Genomic DNA, 24,365 nt, shown 5'->3' on the forward strand with positions numbered 1-24,365 from the left:
CGACGACACCGGGCGTCCGACCGACGCCTCGGCCAGCCCGCGCGAGGCCGGCGCCGGGGATGACGCCGGCGCCCCCGGCCGGACCGGCCCGGCGGACGACCGGCCCGGCGGCGGGCCGCCCGTGGCCGTACCCCGGCAGGGCCTGAAGGCCCGGCTGCTCACCGCGCCCGGGATCGGCGACGGGGTGCCCGGCCGCCGCTCCCGGGCCCGGACCGGGCGCGGCCGCACCACCGGGGCGCGGGTGCCGGCCGGCCGGGCCGGCGTGCTGCACCTGCCGGCGACCGTCCGGGCCGCCGCCCCGCACCAGGCCGCCCGCGGCCGGGTCGGCGGGCCCCTGCGGCTGCGCCCGGACGACGTCCGGGAGGCGGTCCGCGAGGGACGCGAGGGCAACCTGGTGCTCTTCGTCGTCGACGCCAGCGGCTCGATGGGCGCCCGGGCGCGGATGGCCGCCGTCAAGGGCGCCGTGCTCGCCCTGCTCACCGACGCCTACCAGCGCCGGGACAAGGTCGCGGTGGTCGCCTTCCGGGGCGCCGCCGCGCAGCTGCTGCTGCCGGCCACCTCGTCGGTGCTGGCTGCCTCCACCCGGCTGGCCGAGCTGCCCACCGGCGGGCGCACCCCGCTGGCCGAGGGGCTGCTCGCGGCCGCCGACCTGCTGCGGGTGGAGCGGCTGCGCGATCCCCGCCGTCGCCCCCTGGTGCTGGTGGTCACCGACGGCCGGGCCACCGCCGGCGAGCGCCCGCTCGACCGGGCGGCCCGCGCGGCGGGCGTCCTCGCGGCCACCGGCGCACCTTGCGTCGTCGTCGACTGCGAGACCGGCCCGGTCCACCTGGGCCTGGCCCGCCGCCTCGCCGCCCAACTGGACGCCACCCACCACCGGCTCGACGAGGTGGCCACCGCCCCGCTCACCACCCTCGCCACCCACCCCGCCCCGCGATCCCGCACCTCCGGCGCGCCGGACGAGGTCGCCGACGGCGCGGGCGCGAACGGTGCCCGACCGACAAGGAGCGTCGCCTGATGCCGCAGGGAAAGCCGTCCCACGTGCCCGCCGACGGGCTGACCACCCGGCAGCGGCGCCACCGGCCGCTGCTGATCGTCCACACCGGACAGATGAAGGGTAAGTCGACCGCCGCGTTCGGGCTGGCCCTGCGCGCCTGGACGGCCGGGCTGTCGGTCGGGGTGTTCCAGTTCGTCAAGAGCGCCAAGTGGCGGGTGGGGGAGGAGAACGCCTTCCGCGCCCTCGGCGAGGTGCACGAGCGCACCGGGCAGGGCGCCCCGGTCGCGTGGCACAAGATGGGCGAGGGCTGGTCCTGGATCCAGCGCGGCGGCGAGGCCGACCACGCCGCCGACGCCCTGGAGGGCTGGCGGCAGATCCAGCGCGACCTCGCCGCCCAGCGGTACGGCCTCTACGTGCTCGACGAGTTCACCTACCCGATGAAGTGGGGCTGGGTGGACGTGGACGAGGTCGTCGACACCCTGGCGAACCGTCCCGGCTTCCAGCACGTCGTGATCACCGGTCGGGACGCCGACCCCCGTCTGGTGGAGGCCGCCGACCTGGTCGCCGAGCTGACCAAGGTCAAGCACCCGATGGACGCCGGCCAGAAGGGCCAGAAGGGCATCGAGTGGTGACCGGCCCCGGCCGCCGCACCGACCCGCGCGGTCCCGACGGCCCCACCGCCCCCGCCGGCCACCCGACCGGCGGCGCCCCGACCACCGGCGACAACCCGGCCGCCGACGCGACCGGCGACCACGGCGGCGCGTGGGCGCTGCCGCGCGTGGTGGTCGCCGCGCCCGCCAGCGGGCACGGCAAGACCACCATCGCCACCGGGCTGCTCGCCGCGCTGCGTCGCCGTGGCCTGGTCGTCAGCCCGCACAAGGTCGGCCCCGACTACATCGACCCCGGCTACCACGCGCTCGCCGCCGGCCGCCCCGGCCGCAACCTCGACCCGTGGCTGGTCGGCGAGGAGCGGATCGCGCCGCTGCTGCGCCACGGCGCCGGCACCCCGACGCCCGCCGACATCGCCGTCGTCGAGGGCGTGATGGGGTTGCACGACGGCGCGGTCGGCCGCCGCGGGTACGCCTCCACCGCGCACGTCGCCCGGCTGGTCGACGCCCCGGTGCTGCTGGTGCTGGACACCACCGCGCAGGGCCGCTCCGCCGCCGCGCTCGCCCTGGGCATGGCCGCGTTCGACCCCGGCGTGCGCATCGGCGGGGTGATCCTCAACCGGGTCGGCTCGCCCCGGCACGAGTCGCTGCTGCGCGACGCGCTCGCCGAGGTGGGCGTGCCGGTGCTCGGCGCGGTCGCCCGCGCCGCCGAGGTCGCCGCCCCGGCGCGCCACCTCGGGCTGGTGCCGGTCGCCGAGCGGGCACCGGAGTCCCTGGCGATCGTGGCCGCCCTCGCCGACCTCGTCGCGGCCACCGTGGACCTGGACGCCGTGCTGGACCTGGCCCGCACCGCGGGCCCGCTGCACGCGCCGGCCTGGGACCCGGCCGCCGCCGTCGGCGGACCCGCCGGCGCCGAGCGCCCCGTGGTCGCGGTCGCGGGCGGGCCGGCCTTCACCTTCTCCTACGCCGAGACCGCCGAACTGCTCGCCGCGGCCGGCGCCACGGTGGCCCCCTTCGACCCGCTGCACGACCCCGCCCTGCCCGCCGGCACCCGCGCGGTGGTCGTCGGCGGCGGCTTCCCCGAGGCGTACGCGCCACAGCTCGCCGGGAACGCCACGCTCCGCGCCGAGCTGGCCGACTTCGACGGCCCGGTCGTCGCCGAGTGCGCCGGCCTGCTCTACCTCGGCCGGCACCTCGACGGGGTGCCCATGTGCGGCCGGCTCGACCTCACCGCCCGGATGACCGACCGGCTGACCCTCGGCTACCGCGACGCCGTCGCCGTCACCGGCTCCCCGCTGCACCGCCCCGGCGACCCGGTACGCGGCCACGAGTTCCACCGCACCGTCACCGACCCCGGGCACGGCGACCGGCCGGCGTGGCGCTGGGACGGCGCCGAGCACGGCTTCGTCGCCGGCCGCGTGCACGCCTCCTACCTGCACACGCACTGGGCCGGTCACCCGCAGGCCGCCCGCCGCCTGGTCGAGGCGGCGAGCCGGTGACCGCGCACGAGGGCCACGACGCGCCGGGCGGGCGTGCCGCCGGCGCGCCGGTGGCCGGCGGTGCCGCGGCGCTGGCCGGGCGCGACGGTGCCGCGACGCTGACCGGGATCGGCGTCGGTCCCGGCGACCCCGAGCTGCTCACCCTGCGGGCGGCCCGGTTGCTGGCCGAGGCCGACGTGGTATTCGTACCCGTGCTGGACCGGCTCGCCGCGGACGGCGCCGCGCCCCCGGGCCGGGCCGAGGCCACGGTGGCCGCGCACGTCGCGCCGGACCGGCTGCGCCGGCTGCCGTTCGCCCTCGACGACCGGGGCGGGGTGACCGCCCGCCGGGAACGCGCCTGGGACGACGCCGCGCGGGCGGTGGTCGACGCGGTCGACGACGGCGCCCGCGCGGTCGTCTTCGCCACCATCGGCGACCCGAACGTCTACTCCACCTTCGGCTACCTGGCGCAGGGCGTCCGCGCCCTGCGCCCGGCGGTCGAGGTGCGCACGGTCCCCGGGATCACCGCCATGCAGGACCTCGCGGCGCGCAGCGGCGTGCCGCTCTGCGAGGGCCGGGAGCCGCTCACCCTGCTGCCGGCCACCGCCGGGCTTGCCCTCTTCGCCGACGCGCTCGCCGGCCCGGGCACCGTCGTGGCCTACAAGGGCTGGCGGCGGCACGCCGAACTGGTCGCCGAGCTGCGCCGCCAGGGCCGCCTCGGCGACGCCGTGCTGGGCCGGGGCCTCGGGCTGCCCGGCGAGCGGATCGGCCCGGTCGCCGACGCGGCCGACGACCTGCCGTACCTGTCGACGTTGCTCGTCCCGGCCCGCCGGGACCGTAGGGGAGGAAAACTGTGAGCACCGCGCCGATCGCGGACCACGCCGACGACGGCGGGCCGACCAGCACGGGCAAGGTCTGGTTCGTCGGGGCCGGCCCCGGCGCGGCGGACCTGCTGACCCTGCGCGCCGCCCGGGTGATCGGCGCGGCCGACGTGGTGGTCTGGGCGGCCAGCCTGGTGCACGCCGACGTGCTCGCCCACGCCCGCGGTGACGCGGAGATCGTCGACTCGTCGCGGCTGCCGATCGAGGGCGTGCTGCCGCTCTACCAGCGGGCCGCCGCCGAAGGGCTGACCGTGGCGCGGATCCACTCCGGCGACCCGGCGCTGTGGGGCGCGGTGCAGGAGCAGCTCGACCTGTGCCGGGCGCTCGGCCTGGCCGTGGAGATCGTCCCCGGCGTCTCGTCGTTCACCGCCGTCGCGGCGATCGTCGGCCGGGAACTCACCATCCCCGAGGTCGCCCAGTCGGTGATCCTCACCCGGCTGGAGGGCGGGAAGACCCCGATGCCGCCGGGGGAGCGGGTCCGCGAGTTCGCCCGGCACGGCACCACCATGGCGCTGTTCCTCTCCGCCGCCCGGTCCGGCCAGGCGCAGGCCGAGCTGCTGGCCGGCGGGTACCCGGCCGACACCCCGGTCGTGGTGGCGTACCAGGCGACCTGGCCCGACGAGCTGGTGGTGCGGTGCGCGCTCGGCGACCTGGAGGCCACCGTCAAGGAGCACAAGCTCTGGAAGCACACCCTCTTCCTGGTCGGCCCGGCGCTCGCCGCCGCCGGCACCCGCTCGCACCTCTACCACCCCGGGCACTTCCACACCTTCCGCCGGGCCGAGCCGGCCGCCCGCGCCGACCTGCGCCGCGCCCGCGCGGGCGGCGGGACACCGGGGGACGGGCGCGCCTGATGACGTACGCCGAGCCGCCGCTGCGCGAGCCGGACCTGCCGCGTACGGCGAAGGTCCGGCCCACCGCGCTGCGCACCGGGTGGACCACCGGCGCCTGCGCGACGGCGGCGACCAAGGCGGCGCTGACCGCCCTGGTCACCGGCGTGCCGCAGCGGGAGGTGGAGATCGGGCTGCCCGCCGGACGGCGGGTCAGCTTCCCGGTGGCCCGCTGCGAGGTCGACGGCCGCTCGTGGGCGGAGGCGGTGGTGGTCAAGGACGCCGGCGACGACCCGGACGTCACGCACGGCGCCGAGCTGACCGCCACCGTCAGCTGGCGGGACGCGCCCGGGCTGCGCCTCGACGGCGGGCCGGGCGTCGGCACCGTCACCAAACCGGGCCTCGGCCTGCCCGTCGGCGGCCCGGCCATCAACGAGACCCCGCGCCGCATGATCGGCCAGGCCGTCGCCGAGGTCGTGGACCTGAGCGAGGTGGGCGTCCGGGTGGTGGTCAGCGTGCCGCGCGGCGAGATCATGGCCCGCAAGACCACCAACCGCCGGCTCGGCATCCTCGGCGGCATCTCCATCCTCGGCACCACCGGCGTCGTCCGCCCGTTCTCCACCGCCTCCTGGCGGGCCAGCGTGGTGCAGGCGGTGCACGTGATGGCCGCCCAGGGGGAGCGGACCGTGGTGCTCTGCACCGGCGGGCGCACCGAGCGGGCCGCCCGCGCGCTGCTGCCGGAGCTGCCCGAGGTGTGCTTCGTCGAGGTCGGCGACTTCACCGGCGCGGCCGTCACCGCCGCCGTGGGCGACGGGATGACCGGCGTGGTCTTCGTCGGGATGGCCGGCAAGCTGGCCAAGCTCGCGGCCGGCATCCTGATGACCCACTACACCCGGTCCAAGGTGGACCTGTCGCTGCTCGGGGCGGTCACCGCCGAGGCGGGCGGTGACGCCGCGCTGGTGGCGGCGGTCACCGAGGCGAACACCGGGCGGCACGCGTACGAGCTGTGGGAGGCCGCCGGGCTGCTCGGCCCCGCCGGCGACCTGCTCTGCCAGCGGGTGCGGCAGGTGCTGCTCCGCTTCGCCGGCGCCGCCGTCACCGTCGACGTCGCCATGGTCGACTTCGCCGGGGACCGGGTGGTCGCCTCCTCGGGCCGGTGGGCGGCGTGACCGGCGGCCAGCCGGCCACGGGCGCCGGGCCGGCGGTGACCGTGGTGGGGATCGACGCGGCGGGCGGACCGGCGCACCCCGCCGCGCCCGTGCTCGCCGGGGCCCGGCTGGTCGTCGGCGCGGCCCGGCACCTGGCCGCCGTACGCCTGCCGGCCGACGCCGACACCGTCGCCCTCGGGCCGCTGGCGCCCGCGCTGGGGCGGCTGGCCGACGCCGTCGCCGCCGGGGTTCCCGCTGTCGTCCTGGCCAGTGGCGATCCCGGGCTGTTCGGGGTGGTCCGGGCGCTGCGGGCGGCCGGGCTGCCGCTGCGGGTGCTGCCGGCCGTGTCCAGCGTGGCCGCCGCGTTCGCCCGCGCGGGCCTGCCCTGGGACGGCGCGGCCGTGGTCACCGCGCACGGCCGCGACCCGCGGCCCGCGCTGAACGCCTGCCGGGCGCTGCCCGCCGTCGCGGTGCTCACCGCCCCGGGCGCCGGGGCCGCCGAGCTGGGCGCCGGGCTGGTCGGCTGGACCCGCCGCCTGGTCGTCGCCGAACACCTCGGCACCGACGCCGAACGGCTCACCGAGACCACCCCCGAGGGGGCCGCCGGGCGCGACTGGGCCGACCCGCACGTGCTGCTCAGCCTGGCCGGCGAGCCCGGCGCGGCCGGGATGCGGGCGGACAACCAGCCGGCCGCCGCGCCGGCCGGCGGGTGGGCGCTGCCCGAGTCCGCCTACGCGCACCGCGATTCCATGATCACCAAATCGGAGGTACGCGCCCTCGCCGTGGCCCGGTTGCGTCCCCGCCTCGGCCGGCTGGTCTGGGACGTCGGCGCGGGCAGCGGCTCGGTCGGCATCGAATGCGCCCTGCTCGGCGCGGCCGTGATCGCCGTGGACCGCGACCCGCGCGCCACCGTCGGCGCCAACGCGGCCCGGCACGGCGTCGACGTCCGGGTGGTGGCCGGCGCCGCCCCCGGGGCGCTGCACGGGCTGCCCGATCCCGACGCCGTCTTCGTCGGGGGCGGCGGCACCGACGTGCTCGCCGCCGTGGCGCAACGCCGCCCCGACCGGGTGGTGGCCGCCCTCGCCGCCGTCGACCGGGTCGCTCCCGCCGTCGGGCTGCTGCGCGCCGCCGGCTACGCCGTGCAGGGCGTCCAGCTCTCCGCCGCCCGCCTCGCCGACCTGCCCGGCGGTTCCATCCGACTCGCGGCCACCAACCCGGTGGTCGTCCTCACCGGGGAGCGCCCGTGAACCACCCGCCCGCCGCCACGGACCAGCCGACCCGGATCGGGCTCGTCGCCGCCACCGCCGCCGGCCGGCGCCACGCCCGCACCCTCGCCGACGCCTGGCCGCACGCCCGCGTCGTCACGGCGGACACCGTCGCGGACGCGCTGCGCGCCGCCTGGGCCGAGTGCGACGCCGTGGTGGCGTTCCTGGCGACCGGGGCGGTCGTACGCGTCCTCGCACCCCTGCTCGGCGACAAGCGCACCGACCCGGCCGTGGTGGTGGTCGACGAGGCGGCCCGGCACGCGGTCGCGCTGCTCGGCGGCCACGCCGGGGGCGCCAACGACCTCGCCGGGCGGGTCGGCGCGCTGCTCGACGCCGCCCCGGTGGTCACCACCGCCACCGACGCCGCCGGCCTGCCCGGGCTGGACACCCTCGGCTGGCCCGTCGAGGGCGCCGTCGCCGCCGTCAGCCGCGCCATCCTCGACGGCGAGCCGGTGACGCTCGTCGCCGACGCCGCCTGGCCGCTGCCCGCCCTGCCCGACAACGTGCGCCCCGCCCCCCTCGGGCCGCCGGCCGTCGCGCCCGCCTCCGCCCCCGCCGGACCGCCGGCACCCGCCCCCGCCTCCGCGCCCGCCGAGCCGACGACCCCCGCGCCCACCGGCCCGGCCGGGTCGGGCGGGCCGGCGGGTGACGGCGGGTACCGGCTGCTGGTCACCGACCGGGTGGTGCCGCTCGACGACCGGACCGCCGTGCTGCGGCCCCCGTCGCTGGTCGCCGGCGTCGGCGCCAGCCGGGGCGTGCCCGCCGCCGAGGTGCGCGGCCTGCTCGACCGGGTGCTCGCCGAGGCCGGCCTCAGCCCGGCCAGCCTGCGGCACCTGGCCAGCGCCGACATCAAGGCCGACGAGGCGGGCATCCGGGCGACCGCCGACGCGCTCGGCGTACCGCTGGTGACGCATCCGGCGGCGGCGCTGGCGGCGGTCGACGTGCCGCACCCCAGCGAGGTGGTCCGCGCCGCCGTCGGCACCCCCAGCGTCGCCGAGGCGGCGGCGCTGCTCGGCGGCGACGCCGACCTGCTGGTGCCGAAGACCGCGACGGCGATGGCCACCGTCGCCGTCGCCCGGCACGCCCCGCGCGGCCGGCTGGCGATCGTCGGCCTCGGGCCCGGCGCGCCGGACCTGCGCACCGCCCGCGCGGTGACCGAGCTGCGCCGCGCCGCCGTGGTGGTCGGCCTGGACCAGTACGTCGACCAGGTCCGCGACCTGCTACGCCCCGGCACCCGGGTGCTCGCCAGCGGGCTCGGCGCCGAGGAGGAGCGGGCCCGCGCCGCCGTGGCCGAGGCGACCGCCGGACACGCCGTGGCGCTGGTCGGCTCCGGCGACGCCGGCGTGTACGCGATGGCCAGCCCCGCCTTGGAGTACGCCGACGAGCGGATCGACGTCGTCGGCGTGCCCGGGGTGACCGCCGCGCTGGCCGCCGGGGCCCTGCTCGGCGCGCCGCTCGGCCACGACCACGCCTACCTGAGCCTGTCCGACCTGCACACCCCGTGGGAGGTCATCGCCCGCCGGGTGGCCGCCGCGGCCGAGGGCGACTTCGTGGCGCTGCTCTACAACCCGCGCAGCCGGGCCCGCGACTGGCAGCTCGGGGCGGCGCTGGCGGCCTTCGCCGCGCACCGGCCGCCGGACACACCGGTCGGGGTGGTGCGCAACGCCAGCCGGGCCGGCGAGCGGGTGCACCTGGCCACCCTGGCCACCCTCAATCCGGCGCTGGTCGACATGTACAGCGTCGTGGTGGTGGGCAGCAGCCAGACCCGGATCGTGGCCGGTCGGATGGTCACCCCGAGGGGGTACCGGTGGCGGCCGTGACCATCGGCGCCTGCCAGGGCTGCGGCGCCTGCCTGCTCACCTGCCCCACGCACGCGATCCGGCCGGTGCCCGGCGGCCTCGCCGTCCGCGCCGACCGCTGCACGGGCTGCCTGGAATGCCTGGAGATCTGCCCGGTGGACGCGATCCGCGCCACGGACACCGACGAACGTGGAGGGAACCGATGAGTTCGACCGCGCTCAGCGCCGCACCACCGGCCGGCCCGTGGAGCCGCGCCGAACGGCTGCGCCTCGGCGGCATCGTGCTCGCCGTCGCCGTGCTGCACGTCGCCGGCTGGAGCCTCTACCTGTACTGGAACGACCAGCCCGCCGCGGCCGGCGGCCTCGCCGGGGCCGGCACGCTGGCGTACCTGCTCGGGGTGCGGCACGCCTTCGACGCCGACCACATCGCGGCGATCGACGACACCACCCGGCTGATGCTGCTGCGCGGGCGGCGCCCGGTCGGCGTCGGCTTCTTCTTCGCGCTCGGGCACAGCGCGGTGGTGCTGCTGCTGGCCCTGGTCGTCGGCCTCGCCTCGGCCAACCTCGCCGGCCCCGGGCTGGCCGAGGCGCGCGAGGTGGGCGCCACCGTGGCGGTCGTCACCGCCACCGTGTTCCTCGCCCTGGTCGCGGCGCTCAACGCGGCGGTGCTGGCCGGCCTGGCCCGGCTCTGGCGCCGGCTGCGCCACGGCGAGCTCGACGAGCGGGAACTGGACCTGCACCTGCTCAACCGAGGGCTGGTGCAGCGCGTCCTCGGCTCCCGGGCCCGGGCGCTGGTGCGCTCCTCCTGGCACATGGCGCCGGTCGGGTTCCTCTTCGGCCTCGGCCTGGAGACCGCCAGCGAGGTGACCCTGCTCGCCCTGTCGGCGAGCACGGCCGCCGCCGGCGGGCTGCCGGTGCTCGCCCTGCTGACCCTGCCGCTGCTCTTCGCGGCCGGCATGTCCGCCATGGACACCGCCGACAGCCTGCTGATGAGCCGCGCCTACTCGTGGGCGTACCGGCAGCCGGCCCGCCGGCTCTACTACAACCTGGCCACCACGGCCGTGACGGTGCTGGTCGGCGCCCTCGTCGCCAGCGTCTACGCGGCCGGCCTGCTGGTCGACCACCTCGGGGTGTCGGCGCTGGCCGGGTACGCGGGGATCGCCGGGCACTTCGAGCAGCTCGGGTACGCCGTCGTGGTCCTGTTCGTGCTCGCCTGGGCCGGGGCGGTGGCGCTGTGGAAGCTGGGCCGCTACGACGAGCGCTACGGCGCTGCGGCGACGGAGGTGCGGTCGTGAGCCGGGCCGTGCACCCCATCGAGCGGGAGTCCTACCGCATCCTGCGCTCCCGCGTCGACCTCAGTCACCTGCCGCCGCTGACCCGGGCCGTCACCGAGCGGGTGGTGCACGCCAGCGCGGACCTCGACTACGTCACCGACCTGGTCTGCGACGAGGCGGCCCTGGCCGGCGGGCTGGCCGCCCTGCGCGCCGGCGCGCCGGTGGTGACCGACGTGGCGATGGTCGCCGCGGGCATCACCGGCCGGGGGACGGTCTGCCCGGTGGCCGAGCCCGCCGCCGCCGAGCTGGCCCGCGCGGCGGGGATCACCCGGTCGGCGGCGGCGGTGCGGATCGCCCTGGACCGGGTCGGCCCCGGCGCGGTGTGGGTGGTCGGCTGCGCGCCGACCGCACTGGAGGAACTGATCACCCTGGACGCCCGGCCGGCGCTGGTCGTCGGGCTGCCGGTGGGCTTCGTCGGCGCCGCCGAGTCGAAGGCGGCGCTGCGGGCCAGCGGCCTGCCCGGAGTGTCCAACCGGGGCGAGAAGGGCGGCTCGGCGGTCGCCGCCGCCGCCCTCAACGCCCTGCTGTACGTGGAGGAGGAGCAGTGAGCGCTCTGGTCATCGTCGGGCACGGCACGCGCAGCGCGGCCGGGGTCGACCAGTTCGTCGCGTTCGTCGAGCGGGTGCGTCGCCGCGCCGCCGGCACCCTCGGCGACGTCGAGGGCGGCTTCATCGAGCTGTCCCGGCCACCGCTCACCGACGCGGTCGGCGCGCTCGTCGCGCGGGGGCACCGCGCGCTGGTCGCGCTGCCGCTGGTGCTGACCGCCGCCGGGCACGGCAAGGGCGACATCCCCGCCGCGCTGGCCCGCGAGCGGGAGCGCCACCCCGGCCTCAGCTACGTCTACGGCCGGCCGCTGGGCCCGCACCCGCTGCTGCACACCGCCCTGGAGCAGCGCATCGACGCCGCCCTCGCCGGCGACGACCGGGCCGGCACCTGGGTGGCGCTGATCGGGCGCGGCTCCACCGACCCGGACGCCAACGCCGAGGTCGCCAAGGTGGCCCGGCTGCTCTGGGAGGGGCGTGGCTACGCCGGCGTCGAGCCGGGCTTCGTCTCGCTCGCCGAGCCCTCGGTGCCGGCGGTGCTGGAGCGGCTGCGCCGGCTCGGCGCCCGGCGGATCGTCGTCGCGCCGTACTTCCTCTTCGCCGGGGTGCTGCCGGACCGGATCGTCGCGCAGTCGGCCGCGTTCGCCGCCGCCCACCCCGACCTGGACGTGCGGGTGGCCGACCTGATCGGTGACTGCGACGCCCTCGCCGACCTGGTCCTCGAACGGCACGCCGAGGCGCGTCGCGGGGACATCCGGATGAACTGCGACACGTGCGCGTACCGGGTCCTGATGCCGGGCTTCGCCGACAAGGTGGGCCGGCCGCAGACCCCGCACGACCACCCCGACGACCCGGTCGACGGCCACGGCCACCACCATCACGACCACCACGGCCACGGCCACGACCACGGCCACGGGCACGGGTCGGGTCACCACCATGGGCCCGGCCCGCGTCCGGGGCAGGTCGCCGTGGTCGGTGGCGGGCCCGGGCCGGACGACCTGATCACCGTACGGGGCAGGGCGCTGCTGGACGCGGCGGACGTGGTGGTGGTCGACCGGCTCGCCCCGCGGGGACTGCTCGCCGGGCTGCGCCCGGAGGTGGAGGTGGTCGACGCGGCGAAGGTGCCCCGGGGACCCGCGATGGGGCAGGACGCGATCAACGCCACCCTCGTCGCGCACGCCCGCGCCGGGCGGCGGGTGGTCCGGCTCAAGGGCGGCGACCCGTACGTCTTCGGGCGTGGCCACGAGGAGGTGCAGGCCTGCCTGGCGGCCGGGGTGGACGTGACCGTGGTCCCCGGGGTGACCAGCGCGGTCGCGGCGGCGGCCCTGGCGGGGGTGCCGGTCACCCACCGGGGCGTCGCGCACGACGTCACCGTCGTCTCCGGGCACCTGCCGCCCGGGCATCCCGACTCGCTGGTCGACTGGGCGGCGCTGGGCCGGGCCCGGGGCACCCTGGTGCTGCTGATGGCCGTGGACACCGTCGACAAGATCGCCGCGGTGCTGGTCGAGCACGGTCGGGCCCCGGACACCCCGGTCCTCGCGGTGCAGGACGCCGGGCATCCCGACCAGCGCGCCGTGACCGCCCGGCTGGACGAGGTCGGCGCGGTGGCCGCCCGGGAGCGGATCGCCCCGCCGGCCGTCTTCGTCCTCGGCCCGGTGGTCGACCTGCGCCTCTCCGCCGGGCCGTCGGACCCGGGCCGCTGACCGGCCGGGACCCGGGTCGTGCGCCGGGGCCCGGGTCGTGGGGCCGGCGGCTCAGCCGGTGACGACCCGGGCCAGGGCGAAGCCGGCGGTGGCGGCGGCGAGGCCGGCGGCCACGCTGGACAGCACGTTGACCAGCGCGAGGAACCGTCGGCCCCGGCGCGCCAGCCGCAGCGTCTCGTAGCCGAAGGTGGAGTACGTGGTCAGCGCGCCGCAGAAGCCGGTGCTGAGCAGCGCGCCGACGGTCGGGCCGACGGGCAGCCCGGCCAGGAGGCCGAGCAGCAGCGACCCGGCCACGTTGACGGTCAGCGTGCCCCACGGGTAGGCGCTGCCGAGCCGGGCCTGCACCGCCCGGTCGGTGAGGTAGCGCAGGGGCGCGCCGACGGCCGCGCCGAGCGCGATCAGCAGGACGGTCACCGGCCGGCCCCGTGCCCCGGCCGGCCGTGGTGGGCGGCGCCGAGCAGCCGGCCGGTGACGGCGTCGCCGAGCCAGACCGCGACCAGCGCGCCGAGCAGGGTCGCGGCCAGGTAGCCCAGGGCGACCTCCGGCGCGCCGGCGTCGAGCGCCAGCCGGACGTCCACCGCGTACGTGGCGAAGGTGGTGTAGCCGCCGAGCACCCCCACGCCGAGGAACGGGCGCAGCAGCGGGCGGTGGCCGCCGCAGCGGTCCAGCACCGCCATCAGGACGCCGATCAGCAGGCACCCGGTCAGGTTGACGGCGAAGGTCGCCCACGCGAAGCCCGCCGGGCCGTGCGGGACGGCGTGCTGGAGGCCGGCCCTGGCCAGGGCGCCGAGCGCGCCCCCGGCCGCGACGCAGCCGAGCACCGCGCCGGGGCGGGCGGCCAGCTCGCCCCGGTCGGCGGGTACGCGCAGGTCGACGTCGGGGTCGACGCGCGGATCCGGTCCGGTCACCTCGCCCTCCCCGCCGGTGCCACGGGCAGGGGCCCCCGGGTGTGTTCGCCCACCTCTGCGCGGACTGACCCGCCCCGCCTCGGCACCTGACCGCGCCCGCCAGCCTAGCGGCCGGCGCGGCGGTCGTCGGGCGTCCCGGGGGCCTCAGCGCACCCCGGCGACGGCGGCGTCGGGGCCGCCCCGCCACACCGTGCCCACCTCGGCGAAGCCGGCGGTGGTCAGCGCGGAGAGGTGCCAGGAGACCGGCGGGGTCCACTCCGGGCTGTGCCCGGTGGGGTAGATTTCGCGCCGCTGCGCGACGAGCGGCCGCAGCGCCGGATCGGCCTCCGCCCGGTCCCACCACTCCGACCAGGACAGCGCGGCGCCGGCGGCGTACCGGGCCGCCCGCCGGTCCCGGGCCCGGTCGAGCAGGCGCTTGGTGAGCTGCGGCAGCGCGTCGTCGGGCATGTGGTCGGCGTTGACCAGGATCCCGCCCGGCCGCAGCAGGTCGCGCAGCTCGGCGTAGAGCCGTTCGAGCCGCTCGGCCGGCAGCCAGTGCAGCGCGGTGGCGGTGAGGACGGCGTCGTAGTCGCGGTGGGGGAGCGCGGCGTGCCAGCCGGGCCGGCCCAGGTCGGCGGTGACGACGGTGACCCGGTCCCCGAGCGAGGCGCGGGCGAGGGCGAGCAGCGCCGGGTCGAGGTCCACCAGGGTCACCTCGGCGTCGGGGAAGCGGCGCAGCGTCCGATCGGAGATGGTGCCGGTGCCGCCGGCCAGGTCGAGCAGCCGCAGCCGGTCGTCGTCGCGGACCGCGTCGACCGCGTCGAGCATCGCCGTGATCCGGTGCTCCCGGTCCGGCAGGTACGCCTCCTGCTGGCGGTCCCAGCTCTCCTGCCAGGCCGCGACATCGTTGATGTAAGGACTCATGTGGATCAGGCTAGTTACGGCGGCGGGGCGCGTCCAGGGATTGTTGCCAGATATTTGCAACAACCAGATACCGGCAGGAAGGCGGATGGGTGGCGCAGCCGCCACGCCGACGCGCCGTTTTGCCGGGGATGTGCCGGGGCATAGGGCCTCTACCTGGGGATTCATCGAAAGGGGGATCGCGATGGCCGACACGACGACGGCGTCCGGCGCGCGCCCGGCCGGGAACACGGCCCGGGGCGGGCAGTCGGGCGGCCGGGCGGAGGGGCCGCCGTTCCGCAGGCCGAGGTGGCCCAGGGCGTACTCCTTCGCGCTGGTGACCGGGGCGCTGTTCCTGCTCTCCTGGATCGCGCAGTTCGTCTTCCAGGCCGCCGCGGCGAGCAACGAGGCGAGCCAGCACGGCCAGTCCTTCGCCTGGGCCGACTTCCTGCCGCAGTTTCTCGCCTCCACCTTCGAGAACTGGCAGTCCGAGTTCCTCCAGCTGATCTGGCAGGCGGCGGGGCTGGCCCTGTTCTACCACTGGGGTTCCTCGCAGTCCCGTGAGTCCGACGAGCGGATCGAGGCGAAGCTGGACGCGCTGCTGCGCGAGCGGAACCTGGACCCGGAGAACCCGTGACCCCGGCGCGACGCCGCTGACCGGCCCGCCGGCGCCCACCGGGCGGTCGATGAGCGGCACGACGCTGCCCGCCGGCCGGGACGGCCGCCGCTGGTGAGGGGCGCGCGGGCCGGCGTACGGTACCAAGATCGGCGGTCGAGGGGACCGTCCCGGACGGGGTGGAGCGGTCGATGGCGGGACGCGGTGGATCGTCGGCCGGCGGCGGGGCAGCGGAGGTGGCCGGGCGCAACGCCGCGTACGACATGTTCGCCGCCGACGTCGCCTCCCGAGGGCTCGGCATCGAGCTGGTGGACGCCGCCGACGGCGCGGCGGTGGCCCGGATGCGGGTGACCGGCGCGATGGTCAACGGCCACGCCATCGCCCACGGCGGGTTCGTGTTCCTGCTCGCCGACACCGCGTTCGCGCTGGCCTGCAACAGCCACGGCCCGGCCACCGTCGCCGCCGGCGGTGAGATCACCTTCGTCCGTCCCGCCCGCGAGGGGGACCTGCTGACGGCGCACGCCACCGAGCGCACCCGGTACGGCCGCAGCGGCATCTACGACGTCACCGTCACCCGGGACGACGGCGCGGTGGTGGCCGAGTTCCGGGGCCGCAGCCGCACCCTGCCCCCGACCGCCGGCTGAGCCCCGCCGCCGGTCGGGCCCCGCCGCCGGTCGGGCCCCGCCGCCGGTCGGGCCCCGCCGCCGGTCGGGGTCGCCCGGCCGGTGCCCCCACGACGGGCTCCGCCGCGGCTAGCATCGGCGCGGTGCGAGTACTCGTCGTCTCCGCGCCGTTGATCGGGCACGTCGCCCCGCTGCTGCCGCTGGCCGCCGCGCTGCGCGACGCCGGGCACGAGGTGCTCGTCGCCACCGCCGCCGACGGCCTGCGGGCGGCGCTGCCCGGGGTGCCGGCGCGCGACGTCGCGCCGACGTTCGACTTCGGACGGATCGCCCGCGGCGTGCTGCTGCGCCACCCGCTGATCGCCCGGGCCGAGCTGGCCGGCACCGGCGGCACCCGGGGCGCCGGGCTGCTCTTCGGCGCGGTCAACGACCAGCTCGCCGACGGGGTGGTCGCCGTCGCCAGGGAGTGGAAACCCGACCTGGTGATCCACGAGCCGTTCGCCGTGGCCGGGGCCCTCGCCGCCGCGACGCTCGGCGTGCCCGCCGTACGCCAGGAGAACGCCCTCTTCGACGGCCGCGAGCTGGCGCGGGCCACCCTGGCGCGGCTGGGTCCGGCCCTGCGCCGGCACGGCCTGACCGAGTTGCCGCCGCCGGCCGCCGCCATCGCCGTCGCCCCGCCCAGCCTGCTGCGTCAGGACGGCTGGCCGATGCGCTACGCCTCCGCCGCCGGCGGCGAGCTGCCGGACTGGCTGCGCGAGCCGGGGGAGCGGCCACGGGTGCTGGTCAGCCGCAGCACCGTCGCCGGCCCGGGCAGCGCCGGGCCGATGCCGGCCGTCGTCGCCGCCGCCGACCGGGTCGACGCCGAGTTCGTGCTGGTCCGCCCGGACGCGCGGCTGGCCCGCCGGGCGCTGCCCGGCAACGTGCGTACGGTCGACTGGGTCCCGATCCCCGCGGCGCTGCCGGCCAGCGCGGCGCTGGTGCACCACGGCGGCGCGGGCAGCGTCCTCGGCGCGCTGATCGCCGGGGTGCCGCAGCTGGCCACCGTCGGGGCGGGCGACCGGCGGCACAACGCCGAGCTGGTGGCCGCGCGCGGGGCCGGCATCGCGGTCCGGACCCGCGACATCACCGCCGACACCCTGACCCGGCTCGTCAGCGACACCGCGCTGCGCGACGCGGCGCGGCAGGTCAGCGCCGAGATCGCCGCCATGCCGGCGCCGAGCGAGCTGGTGCGGCGGCTGGAATCGCTGCGCTGACGCCGGCGCCGGCGGCCCGACGGGGATAGCGGGCGGTCGCCTTCCTCGACGGGCGGCGCCGCGCCGCCCCGCCGTGCGGGCCGGGCGTCCCGCCGTCAGCGGAGGCGGGCCAGGTCCTCGGGGGGGTGAGCCGGATCGCCCCGGCCGCCACGTTCTGCGCCAGGTGCTCCGGGTCGCCCGTGCCGGGGATGGCCAGCACGTGCGGCCCCTGGTGCAGCGTCCAGGCCAGGCGGATCTGGTGCGGGGCCGTGCCGTGCGCGTGCGCCACCGCCCGTACGGCCTCGTCTTGGATCGTGGGGGAGATCCGCCCCTACGCCCGCTCGTCGCCGCGACCGGCCACCGGCCACCGACCGCCGCGACGGGCGCACCGCCCGCTCACGCCGCGACCGGCGTGCCGCGCGGCAGGACCCATCTCGGCCTTCGCGCGCGCCCCTGCCGCCGCGCCGACGCGCCCGCTCCGCCGGCGGGCTGGATGCCCCCACCGCCGACCGCCCCGCCCGACAGGACCGACACGGTCGACAGGACCGACACGGCCGACGCCGACGCGGCGGCCGGTCCGAGGCCGGCGGCGGCCGTGACCCCGCCGGTGGCGAGCGCCCCGTCGGGGCCGAGCGTCCCGCCGGGGCCGGCGGCCCGGCCGGGACCGGCCGCGTGGCCGAGGTCGACCGTGGAGTCGTGGTCGACCGTGGAGTCCTGGCCGGCCGTGGAGTCGTGGCCGGCCGTCGGGGCGGGGGCGGCCGAGGGGACGCGACCGCGGGCTGCGGTCCACCCGCGCAGCTGCACCACCCGGTGGGACCCGGCGCGCTCCGAGGGGCCGGCGACCACCGGCGGCACGTGGGGAGTGGGGGCGCGGTCGACCACGGGCGCCGGCGACGCGTCCGCCTCCGCCGGCCGCCCGGCCCGGCGGGTGAACGCGGCCCGCGTCGCCCTCGGCAGCCGCGCGTACGCGACCTCGCGGACCACCGCGTCGGCGACGGCGTACCGGCCGTCGGCGCGGGCGACCAGCAGACCCGTCGCGGCCAAGGCGCGCAGCACCGGGGCGGCCCGCCCGGAGGCCCAGTCGAGCAGGCGCTCCGCCGTCGCGGCGGTGATCCCCGTGCCGACGGTCGCGGCGGCCATCAGCACCGCCCGGCGCGCCCCGTCGAGGCGGTCCAGGCGGGCGTCGACCTCCCGGCGCACCGCCTCCGGCACGGACGCCGCCGCGCCCAGCGACGCCACGTACGCGGCGGCCCGCCCTGGGCTGCCGCCCACCAGCGGCAGCAGCCGGGCGACCGCCGCCGGCCGGTCGGCCCGGCCGAGCAGGTGGCGCAGCAGCCGGCCGGTCTCCACCGGGCGCAGCGGCGGCACCGCCAGCCGGTGCCGCCGGTCCCGTGGAGCGGGCAGCACGTCCGCCCACTCCGGAGGGTGCAGCGCCACCACCACCAGCGGCAGCGACCGCGCGGTGGCCGCCGCGAAGAGCCGGTGCAGGAAGCGGCTCAGCGCGGCGGTGGCCCGGTCGAGGTCGTCCACCGCCACCATCACCGGCTGCCGGGCGGCGAGCCCCAGCAGCGCCTCCCGCGCCACCTCGGCGCCCCGCGCCGCGTCGCCGGAGCCGTGCGGCGCGGCCAGCAGCGCCTCCAGCGCGGACACCGCCTCGACCAGGCCGCCGGGCGGCAGCAGGTCGGTGAGGGCGGCGGTGAGTCGTCGCCGTACCGTCGCGGGCGGTTCACCGGCGCGGAGGCCGGCGAGCCCGCGCACCAGGTCCGCGACGGGGGCCAGGGGCTCCGGGTACGGCGGGCAGTGCGCGACGCACCAGCGCACCGGCGCCCCGTCCACGGTCCGCACCGCGCGGGTCAGCTCGTGCAGCAGCCGGCTGCGCCCGCTGCCGGCGGGACCGACCAGCGACAGCCAACGGGGGCTGCGGTCCCGGACGGCCCGGACGATCAGGTCCCGGGCGGCGGCCAGTTCCCGTCGCCTCCCGACCAGCGGCCCCTCGTGCCGGGGCGGGGCCGGTCGGGTCGTGCCGGTGGCGTGCCACACGTCGACCGGCAGCGCCTTGCCGGCCAGGGCCACCGGCGGTACGCGGCGCTGGTCGACCAGCCCCGCGGTGGCGCGGTGGGTGGCCGCGCAGAGCGCCACCCCGCCCGGCGGGGCGTACTCCTGCAACCGCGCGGCGGTGGTGATCACCGCGCCGCTGGCCACGCCGTGCCCGCCGTCGCGCGCCGCGGCCAGGTCCACCAGCGCCTCGCCGGTGGCCACCCCGGCCCGGACCCGCAGGCGCGGCGCGCCGGGCGGCGGTCGCCGGTCGAGGGCCCCCTGGATCTCCAGCGCCGCCCGCACCGCCCGGTACGCGTCGAACCCGTCGGACCGGCGCGCCCCGAACAGGGCCATCACCGCGTCGCCGACGTACTTCTCCACCACCCCGTGCCACCGGCGCAGCACCCCGCCGACGGTGTCGAAGTACGCCCGTTGCAGGGCCCGCACGTCCTCCGGGTCGAGCCGGTCGACGAGCGCGGTCGACCCGACGATGTCGACGAACAGCACGGTGACGAGGCGTCTCTCCTCCGGCACCGGCCAGCCTGCCGACGTGAACCGCTGCTGACCAGCGACGATGGTGGGCATGGGCATGGGCATCGCACCCGCCTTTCCCCGTGGTGTCTGACGACGCCTCGGACACTGTCACCGATCCGCCGACGGGGGATCTGCCGAACGACGTATGTCGTCGCGTGCGCAACCTTCGGTCGCAATGTCGACGCGGTGAGTACCACAGGCGCGAAAGACCCGTAGAACGGTGCGGGGCCTGTGACTAGGCTGCGTGCCATGGCCAGCGACGTGGACACCGCACCACTCGTCGGCCGGGCCGACCTGGTGACGACGGTACGGTCCGCGCTGCTCGACGACGTCACGCAGGGGCACACCGCCGCCGTCTTCCTCACCGGCGAGAGCGGCGTCGGCAAGACCCGGCTGCTGCGCGAGGTGGGCGCCCGGCTGCGCGACGCCGGGGCCCTGGTGCTCACCGGGTCCTGTCTGGACATCGGCGACGCGTCGCCCCTGCATCCGCTGCTGCAGGCGCTGCGCCGCCTCGACGCCGAGCTGACCGGCTCCCAGGCCCGGACCTCCTCGGCGGTCCGTGGCCTGCTGCGGATGTTCGCCGAGGAGACCGCCGGCCCGGACGGCGCCGGGGCGCTGCTGGAACGGGTCTCCCGAGGGCTGCACCTGATCGCCGAGGGCCGGCCGCTGGTGCTCGTCCTCGACGACCTCCAGTGGGTCGACCGCAGCACCCGCCAGTTGCTGCTCTACCTGCTGGCCGGGCTGGGCGACCTCCAGCTCTCCGTGCTCGCGGCCGTGCGGGCCGAGTCGTTGCAGGGCGCGCACCCGCTGCGCCGGGTGCTCACCGAGCTGCGCCGGCTGCGGACGGTACGGGTGCTCGACCTGGCCCCGCTGGACCGGGCGGGCACCGACCGGCTCGCCGCCGCCGTGGTCGGCCGGCCGCTCGCCGGTGAGGCGGCGGAGCTGGTGTGGCGGCGCAGCGGCGGCAACCCGTTCGTGGTCGAGGAGCTGGCCCGCGACCTGCGCGACGGCCGGGACGGGCTCTCCGACACGCTGCGCGAGATCTTCCTGGCCCGGGTGGACGCGCTGCCCCGGCACGCGCACACCGTGGTGCACGCGGTGGCGGCCGGCGTCGAACCGGTGGAGCACTGGCTGCTGGCCCGGGTGGTGCGGCTGCCCGAGGAGGAGGTGATCGAGGCGGTCCGCGCGGCCGTCGCCCACCGGCTGCTGGTGAGCGCGGACGACGGCTACCGGCTGCGGCACCGGCTGGTCGCCGAGGTGCTGGAGCACGAGCTGCTGCCCGCCGAGCGCGCGGCCCTGCACCGCCGCTACGCCGAGGCGCTCACCGCGGCCCCGGCCGAGCTGCACCAGGCACGCCTGGCGCACCACTGGCGGCTGGCCGGCGAGCCGGCGCGGGCGCTGCCGGCGGCGATGGCCGCGGCCCGGGAGGCCGAGCGGCTGCACGGCTACGCCGAGGCGCACCGGCACTGGTCGGTCGCGTTGCAGCTCGCCGCCTCGCCGGGCGTCGCACCGCCGGACGTGGACCGGGTGACCCTGCTCCGGCACGCCGCCGAGGCCGCCCACCACTGTGGCGAGCACGCCCGGGCGCTGGCGCTGCTGGAGGAGCTGGCCGCCGGCGACGGCGACCCGTCCGCCTGCGCGCTGCACATCCGCCGGGCCCGCTACCTGGCCGCCGCCGGCCGGTCGGCGCCGGCCGAGGCGGAGTACCAGCGGGCCCTGGAGGCCGCCGACTGCACGCCTCGGGAGCGGGCCACCGCCGCGGCGCACCTGGCGGAGCTGCTGCTGCACCTCGGCCGCTACGCCGACGCCGGCCGGCGGTCCCGGGAGGCGCTGGAGCTTTCCGCCGAGGTGCCGGGTTCCACGTCGGAGGTGGTGCTGGCCAGCGCCGCGCTCGGCTTCTCCGAGGCGTACCTGGAGGACCCGGACGCCGGGCTGGCGGTGATGCGCCGCGCGTTGGAGACCGCCGAGCGCTCCGGTCGCCCGGAGGACGTGGCCTGCGCGTACCTGCACCTGGCCGAGCTGCTGACCGGCCCGCTGAACGTCCTGGAGGAGGGCGTGGTCGTCGCCCGCCGGGGCGCCGAGCGGGTGGCCGAACTCGGGCTGGGCCGCACGTACGAGACGCGGCTGCTGGCCATCGCCACCAACGGGCTGTTCCGGGTCGGGCAGTGGGCCGAGGCGGAGAAGGTCGTCGCGGCGGCACTACGGCACCGCCCCTCCGGCGCGGACGCGGTGGAGCTGCTGCTGGCGCGCTGCCGGCTGTCGGTGGGCTACGGCGACATCGAGGCCGCGGACCGCGACCTGGACGCGGTGGCCACGGTGCTCGCCGGCGGCGGGGCGCGGCACGTGATCCCGCTGCTCACCCTGCGGGCGGGGCTGGCCATGTGGCAGGGCCGGCACGACCTGGCCCGGCAGGCGGTGCAGCGCGGCCTGACCGAGAGCCGCTCCGACGACGTGGGCATCCTCGCCGCGCTGGTGTGGCACGGCCTGCGCGCCGAGGCCGAGGCGCACGCCAGCCGCGCCGTGGCCGTCGACCCGACGGCGGTGCGGCGGCTGCGGGAGGTGGCCGACCGGGTCGCCCGCAAGAGCGAGCACGCCGCCCGCCCGGTGCGCGACGTGGTGGACGGCTTCCTGGCGCTGTGCGCCGCCGAGGTGAGCCGCCTGGAGAGCAGCGACCCGGAGCTGTGGGCCCGCTCGGTGGCGCAGTGGGACCGCCGCCACCACCCCTACCCGGCGGCCTATTCCCGGCTGCGGCAGGCGGAGGCGCTGCTGGCCCGGCGCAGCCGCAGCGCCACGGCGGCCAAGCTGCTGCGGCAGGCGTACGAGGTGGCGCAGGGGCTCGGCGCGGTGCCGCTGACCTCGGAGATCCGCACCCTCGCCGGCCGGGCGCGGGTGTCGCTGGAGGACCGCCCGGCCACCGGCGGTCCGGCCGCCAGGGCGGCGGGCGACGAGCTGGCGGCGCTGACGGCCCGGGAACGGGAGGTGCTCGCCGCGGTCGCCGAGGGGCTGACCAACCGGGAGATCGGCCAGCGGCTGTTCATCAGCGAGCGCACCATCGGCGTGCACGTCTCGCACATCTTCGACAAGCTCCAGGTCCGCACCCGCGTGCAGGCCAGCGCGATCTTCCTACGCAACAAGGGCGACTGACGCGCGGCGGGATACGTCGTTCTACTGATCCGGCCGTCGGTCGCCGGCTGGCAGTCTGTGCTGCGTCGCCGACGGCACGGGGGGTGCCGGGAACACCACTGTGGAGGAGAGATGACCGAACCGGTGTGGGGGCCCGTGCATCGGGACATCGTCGACCTGCTCGCCGACCATCCCGCCGACGTGCCGGCGGTGGTCGACCACCTGACCAAGCTCCAGGACCTGCTGGTCCGGCTGCCTCCGCTGGAGGCGAGCTGCCCGCTGGCCGACTTCAACCGGCTCTACCTGACGATCACCGAGAGCGTGCTGAACGGGCTCTACGACGACCGGTTCGCCGACCCGGTGTTCCTGTCCCGGCTGGACGTGGAGTTCGCCGCCCGCTACTTCGACGCGATGCGGCTGTGGACCGACGCCAGCCCGGGCACGCCGAAGGCGTGGGCCTGCCTGTTCGAGCGGATGCGCGGCCCGGACGCCCGCCCGCTGCCGTCGGCGGCCGCCGGGGTGAACGCCCACATCAACTTCGACCTGCCGTTCGCGCTGGTGACCACGTTCGACAGCCTGGAGTCGGAGCCGGTGGACGGCACCGACCAGCACCGCGACTACCTGGAGATCAACAACATCTTCGCGGACAAGATCCCCGGTCTGCGGCGCGGCTACCTGGAGCGGTGGCAGCTGCTCATCGACATGGTCAACGGCGACATCGACGACTGGTACCAGGGGGAGCTGGTCGAGTACACCCGCGACGTCGCCTGGCGCAACGCGCAGAAGATCTGGCGGTGCCGGCACGACCCGGCCGCCCACGAGTGCGAGCGCGCGCGGCTGGACGACACCGCCGCGGCGCTCGGTCGGTTGCTGCTCTCGCCCCTCGGGGCGTTCCTGCAGTAGCCGTGACGGGGGGTCCCCGCGCTCCGCATCCGGCACCCGGCGGAGCGCGGGGACGCGTCCCGGCCGATCAGGGCCCGTTCGCCGGGGGGCGTCGGGCCCGTGGTCGGGGACGGTCCACGCGGTCCGGGGGCACGCCGGGACGGGGCGGGGGAGCAGGGGTGCGCGGGTCGGCCGGCCCGGGGGGTGTCGGCCGGCCCGCACGGGGTACGCCCGCGCCATGAGTCACCCGGCCCGTCGCCCCGCCGCCCGACCCCGCCCCCGGCCCGTCGCCCCGCCGCGTCCCGCCCGACCGGGCGACGCCCGCCTCGGTGACCGAGGCGGCGCGCGATGACCGGCGTGGCACGGCAGTTCGCGTTCCGCTTCGACCCGGTCTTCCGCCCGGCCCTCGCGCTGGTCGGCGTCCGGCCCGCGACCGCCTGGGTCGGCCTCGACGGGGCCGAGCTGGAGGTCCGGTTCGGCCCGTGGCTGCTGCGCACCGCCCGGCGCAACGTCGTAAGCGTCGCGCCGACCGGGCCGTACCGCTGGTGGCGGGGGATCGGCGTGCGCCTCTCGCTGGCCGACACCGGCGTCACCTTCGCCAGCAGCACCGCCGCCGGGCTCTGCCTCCGCTTCGCCGAGCCGGTGCCCGCGCTGCTGCCCGGCGGGTGGCTCCGGCACCCCGGGGCGACGGTCACCGTGGCCGACCCCGACGCCCTGGCCCGGGCGCTGGCCGCCCGCGACGGCGACTGAGTCGTCCCGGCTTCACCGTTCTGGCGGGCGGTCGGCCGGCGACCGCCTACGGTCGGGTCAGGACCGCCGAGGGTGGGGACGGGACATGCGTGACGAGCACGGGCCGAGGTCGCGGCGCACGCGTGGTCGCCGGCCGCCGCCCGCCGGCCCGCCACGGGACCTGCGCGCCGCCCGGGACCCGACCCGTCGCGGCGACCGCGCCGGGC

At 78.3% G+C, this 24,365-nt stretch carries 21 protein-coding genes and 2 pseudogenes; 18 read left to right on the forward strand and 5 right to left on the reverse strand.

Annotated elements, in window-relative coordinates; genetic code table 11:
* From AB0G08_RS27675 to cobA, 12 genes and pseudogenes are all read left to right on the forward strand, one after another.
* A pseudogene (locus AB0G08_RS27675) lies at positions 1 to 919 on the forward strand (VWA domain-containing protein); the annotation flags it as partial.
* Between the two features lie 95 nt (positions 920 to 1,014).
* A complete protein-coding gene (cobO, locus tag AB0G08_RS27680; RefSeq protein WP_358093114.1) occupies positions 1,015 to 1,626 on the forward strand; it encodes a cob(I)yrinic acid a,c-diamide adenosyltransferase in 612 nt (203 codons plus the stop codon).
* Positions 1,627 to 1,763: 137 nt separating this feature from the next.
* The gene (locus AB0G08_RS27685; protein ID WP_358093168.1) at positions 1,764 to 3,101 is read left to right on the forward strand and encodes a cobyrinate a,c-diamide synthase; all 1,338 of its coding nucleotides are present in this window, start codon (positions 1,764 to 1,766) and stop codon (positions 3,099 to 3,101) included.
* A 71-nt stretch (positions 3,102 to 3,172) separates the two neighbouring features.
* Positions 3,173 to 3,937 carry a precorrin-2 C(20)-methyltransferase gene (cobI, locus tag AB0G08_RS27690; RefSeq protein WP_358093171.1) on the forward strand — a complete coding sequence of 255 codons (765 nt, stop codon included), beginning with the start codon at positions 3,173 to 3,175 and terminating at the stop codon, positions 3,935 to 3,937.
* Positions 3,934 to 4,812, forward strand: coding sequence for a precorrin-4 C(11)-methyltransferase (gene cobM / locus AB0G08_RS27695; protein WP_358093117.1), 879 nt, complete (start codon positions 3,934 to 3,936; stop codon positions 4,810 to 4,812). Before cobI ends, cobM begins: the two co-directional genes overlap by 4 nt.
* On the forward strand, positions 4,812 to 5,957 hold the full coding sequence (locus tag AB0G08_RS27700) for a cobalt-precorrin-5B (C(1))-methyltransferase (protein ID WP_358093120.1): 1,146 nt from the start codon (positions 4,812 to 4,814) through the stop codon (positions 5,955 to 5,957). The genes cobM and AB0G08_RS27700 overlap by 1 nt, the downstream gene beginning before the upstream one ends.
* Entirely contained in the window at positions 5,945 to 7,183 is a 1,239-nt protein-coding gene (gene cbiE, locus AB0G08_RS27705) for a precorrin-6y C5,15-methyltransferase (decarboxylating) subunit CbiE (RefSeq protein ID WP_358093123.1), read from the forward strand. The genes AB0G08_RS27700 and cbiE overlap by 13 nt, the downstream gene beginning before the upstream one ends.
* On the forward strand, positions 7,180 to 9,021 hold the full coding sequence (gene cobJ, locus AB0G08_RS27710; RefSeq protein WP_358093126.1) for a precorrin-3B C(17)-methyltransferase: 1,842 nt from the start codon (positions 7,180 to 7,182) through the stop codon (positions 9,019 to 9,021). The genes cbiE and cobJ overlap by 4 nt, the downstream gene beginning before the upstream one ends.
* Entirely contained in the window at positions 9,009 to 9,206 is a 198-nt protein-coding gene (locus tag AB0G08_RS27715; RefSeq protein ID WP_357882544.1) for a 4Fe-4S binding protein, read from the forward strand. The genes cobJ and AB0G08_RS27715 overlap by 13 nt, the downstream gene beginning before the upstream one ends.
* On the forward strand, positions 9,203 to 10,294 hold the full coding sequence (locus AB0G08_RS27720) for a HoxN/HupN/NixA family nickel/cobalt transporter (RefSeq protein WP_358093129.1): 1,092 nt from the start codon (positions 9,203 to 9,205) through the stop codon (positions 10,292 to 10,294). Before AB0G08_RS27715 ends, AB0G08_RS27720 begins: the two co-directional genes overlap by 4 nt.
* Positions 10,291 to 10,881, forward strand: a complete 591-nt coding sequence (locus tag AB0G08_RS27725; RefSeq protein ID WP_358093132.1) for a precorrin-8X methylmutase — start codon at positions 10,291 to 10,293, stop codon at positions 10,879 to 10,881. Before AB0G08_RS27720 ends, AB0G08_RS27725 begins: the two co-directional genes overlap by 4 nt.
* A complete protein-coding gene (cobA, locus tag AB0G08_RS27730) occupies positions 10,878 to 12,578 on the forward strand; it encodes a uroporphyrinogen-III C-methyltransferase (protein WP_358093135.1) in 1,701 nt (566 codons plus the stop codon). Before AB0G08_RS27725 ends, cobA begins: the two co-directional genes overlap by 4 nt.
* Before the next feature lie 51 nt (positions 12,579 to 12,629).
* Here the strand turns inward: cobA and crcB are convergent, their stop codons facing one another.
* From crcB to AB0G08_RS27745, 3 genes are all read right to left on the reverse strand, one after another.
* A complete protein-coding gene (gene crcB / locus AB0G08_RS27735; protein ID WP_358093138.1) occupies positions 12,630 to 12,992 on the reverse strand; it encodes a fluoride efflux transporter CrcB in 363 nt (120 codons plus the stop codon).
* Positions 12,989 to 13,486: a CrcB family protein gene (locus AB0G08_RS27740; RefSeq protein ID WP_358093141.1), complete on the reverse strand. Its 498-nt coding sequence runs from the start codon at positions 13,484 to 13,486 to the stop codon at positions 12,989 to 12,991. The genes crcB and AB0G08_RS27740 overlap by 4 nt, the downstream gene beginning before the upstream one ends.
* 144 nt (positions 13,487 to 13,630) lie before the next feature.
* A complete protein-coding gene (locus AB0G08_RS27745; protein WP_358093144.1) occupies positions 13,631 to 14,389 on the reverse strand; it encodes a class I SAM-dependent methyltransferase in 759 nt (252 codons plus the stop codon).
* A gap of 181 nt (positions 14,390 to 14,570) precedes the next feature.
* On the opposite strand from AB0G08_RS27745, the gene AB0G08_RS27750 reads away from it, so the two are divergent.
* From AB0G08_RS27750 to AB0G08_RS27760, 3 genes are all read left to right on the forward strand, one after another.
* The gene (locus tag AB0G08_RS27750) at positions 14,571 to 15,002 is read left to right on the forward strand and encodes a DUF6766 family protein (protein ID WP_358093147.1); all 432 of its coding nucleotides are present in this window, start codon (positions 14,571 to 14,573) and stop codon (positions 15,000 to 15,002) included.
* A 170-nt stretch (positions 15,003 to 15,172) separates the two neighbouring features.
* A complete protein-coding gene (gene paaI, locus AB0G08_RS27755) occupies positions 15,173 to 15,625 on the forward strand; it encodes a hydroxyphenylacetyl-CoA thioesterase PaaI (protein ID WP_358093150.1) in 453 nt (150 codons plus the stop codon).
* Positions 15,626 to 15,747: 122 nt separating this feature from the next.
* Complete coding sequence (locus AB0G08_RS27760; protein ID WP_358093153.1) at positions 15,748 to 16,854, forward strand: nucleotide disphospho-sugar-binding domain-containing protein; 1,107 nt, start codon at positions 15,748 to 15,750, stop codon at positions 16,852 to 16,854.
* A 121-nt stretch (positions 16,855 to 16,975) separates the two neighbouring features.
* Here AB0G08_RS27760 and AB0G08_RS27765 read toward each other — a convergent pair.
* Positions 16,976 to 17,137, reverse strand: a pseudogene (locus AB0G08_RS27765) (aldo/keto reductase); the annotation flags it as partial.
* Positions 17,138 to 17,229: 92 nt separating this feature from the next.
* The gene (locus AB0G08_RS27770; RefSeq protein WP_358093156.1) at positions 17,230 to 19,467 is read right to left on the reverse strand and encodes an AAA family ATPase; all 2,238 of its coding nucleotides are present in this window, start codon (positions 19,465 to 19,467) and stop codon (positions 17,230 to 17,232) included.
* A gap of 186 nt (positions 19,468 to 19,653) precedes the next feature.
* Here AB0G08_RS27770 and AB0G08_RS27775 point away from each other — a divergent pair, with 186 nt between their 5' ends.
* The 3 genes from AB0G08_RS27775 to AB0G08_RS27785 all read left to right on the forward strand — a co-directional run bounded on the left by AB0G08_RS27775 (position 19,654) and on the right by AB0G08_RS27785 (position 24,159).
* Positions 19,654 to 22,548 carry an AAA family ATPase gene (locus AB0G08_RS27775; protein WP_358093159.1) on the forward strand — a complete coding sequence of 965 codons (2,895 nt, stop codon included), beginning with the start codon at positions 19,654 to 19,656 and terminating at the stop codon, positions 22,546 to 22,548.
* 111 nt (positions 22,549 to 22,659) lie between these two features.
* A complete protein-coding gene (locus AB0G08_RS27780; RefSeq protein WP_358093162.1) occupies positions 22,660 to 23,430 on the forward strand; it encodes a DUF5995 family protein in 771 nt (256 codons plus the stop codon).
* A 327-nt stretch (positions 23,431 to 23,757) separates the two neighbouring features.
* Positions 23,758 to 24,159, forward strand: coding sequence for a hypothetical protein (locus tag AB0G08_RS27785; protein WP_358093165.1), 402 nt, complete (start codon positions 23,758 to 23,760; stop codon positions 24,157 to 24,159).
* Positions 24,160 to 24,365: the final 206 nt, after the last annotated feature.

Origin of the sequence: Micromonospora sp. NPDC023644 (assembly GCF_040640115.1) — a bacterium.
Lineage (GTDB): Bacteria > Actinomycetota > Actinomycetes > Mycobacteriales > Micromonosporaceae > Micromonospora.

What these genes read in the sequence shown, in the direction of transcription:
- cobO (WP_358093114.1), top strand. Translation starts at nt 1,015, where the DNA reads ATGCCGCAGGGAAAGCCGTCCCACGTGCCCGCCGACGGGCTGACCACC.
- AB0G08_RS27700 (WP_358093120.1), top strand. Translation starts at nt 4,812, where the DNA reads ATGACGTACGCCGAGCCGCCGCTGCGCGAGCCGGACCTGCCGCGTACG.
- AB0G08_RS27720 (WP_358093129.1), top strand. Translation starts at nt 9,203, where the DNA reads ATGAGTTCGACCGCGCTCAGCGCCGCACCACCGGCCGGCCCGTGGAGC.
- AB0G08_RS27745 (WP_358093144.1), bottom strand. Translation starts at nt 14,389, where the DNA reads ATGAGTCCTTACATCAACGATGTCGCGGCCTGGCAGGAGAGCTGGGAC.
- AB0G08_RS27750 (WP_358093147.1), top strand. Translation starts at nt 14,571, where the DNA reads ATGGCCGACACGACGACGGCGTCCGGCGCGCGCCCGGCCGGGAACACG.
- paaI (WP_358093150.1), top strand. Translation starts at nt 15,173, where the DNA reads ATGGCGGGACGCGGTGGATCGTCGGCCGGCGGCGGGGCAGCGGAGGTG.
- AB0G08_RS27770 (WP_358093156.1), bottom strand. Translation starts at nt 19,467, where the DNA reads ATGCCCATGCCCATGCCCACCATCGTCGCTGGTCAGCAGCGGTTCACG.
- AB0G08_RS27775 (WP_358093159.1), top strand. Translation starts at nt 19,654, where the DNA reads ATGGCCAGCGACGTGGACACCGCACCACTCGTCGGCCGGGCCGACCTG.
- AB0G08_RS27780 (WP_358093162.1), top strand. Translation starts at nt 22,660, where the DNA reads ATGACCGAACCGGTGTGGGGGCCCGTGCATCGGGACATCGTCGACCTG.
- AB0G08_RS27785 (WP_358093165.1), top strand. Translation starts at nt 23,758, where the DNA reads ATGACCGGCGTGGCACGGCAGTTCGCGTTCCGCTTCGACCCGGTCTTC.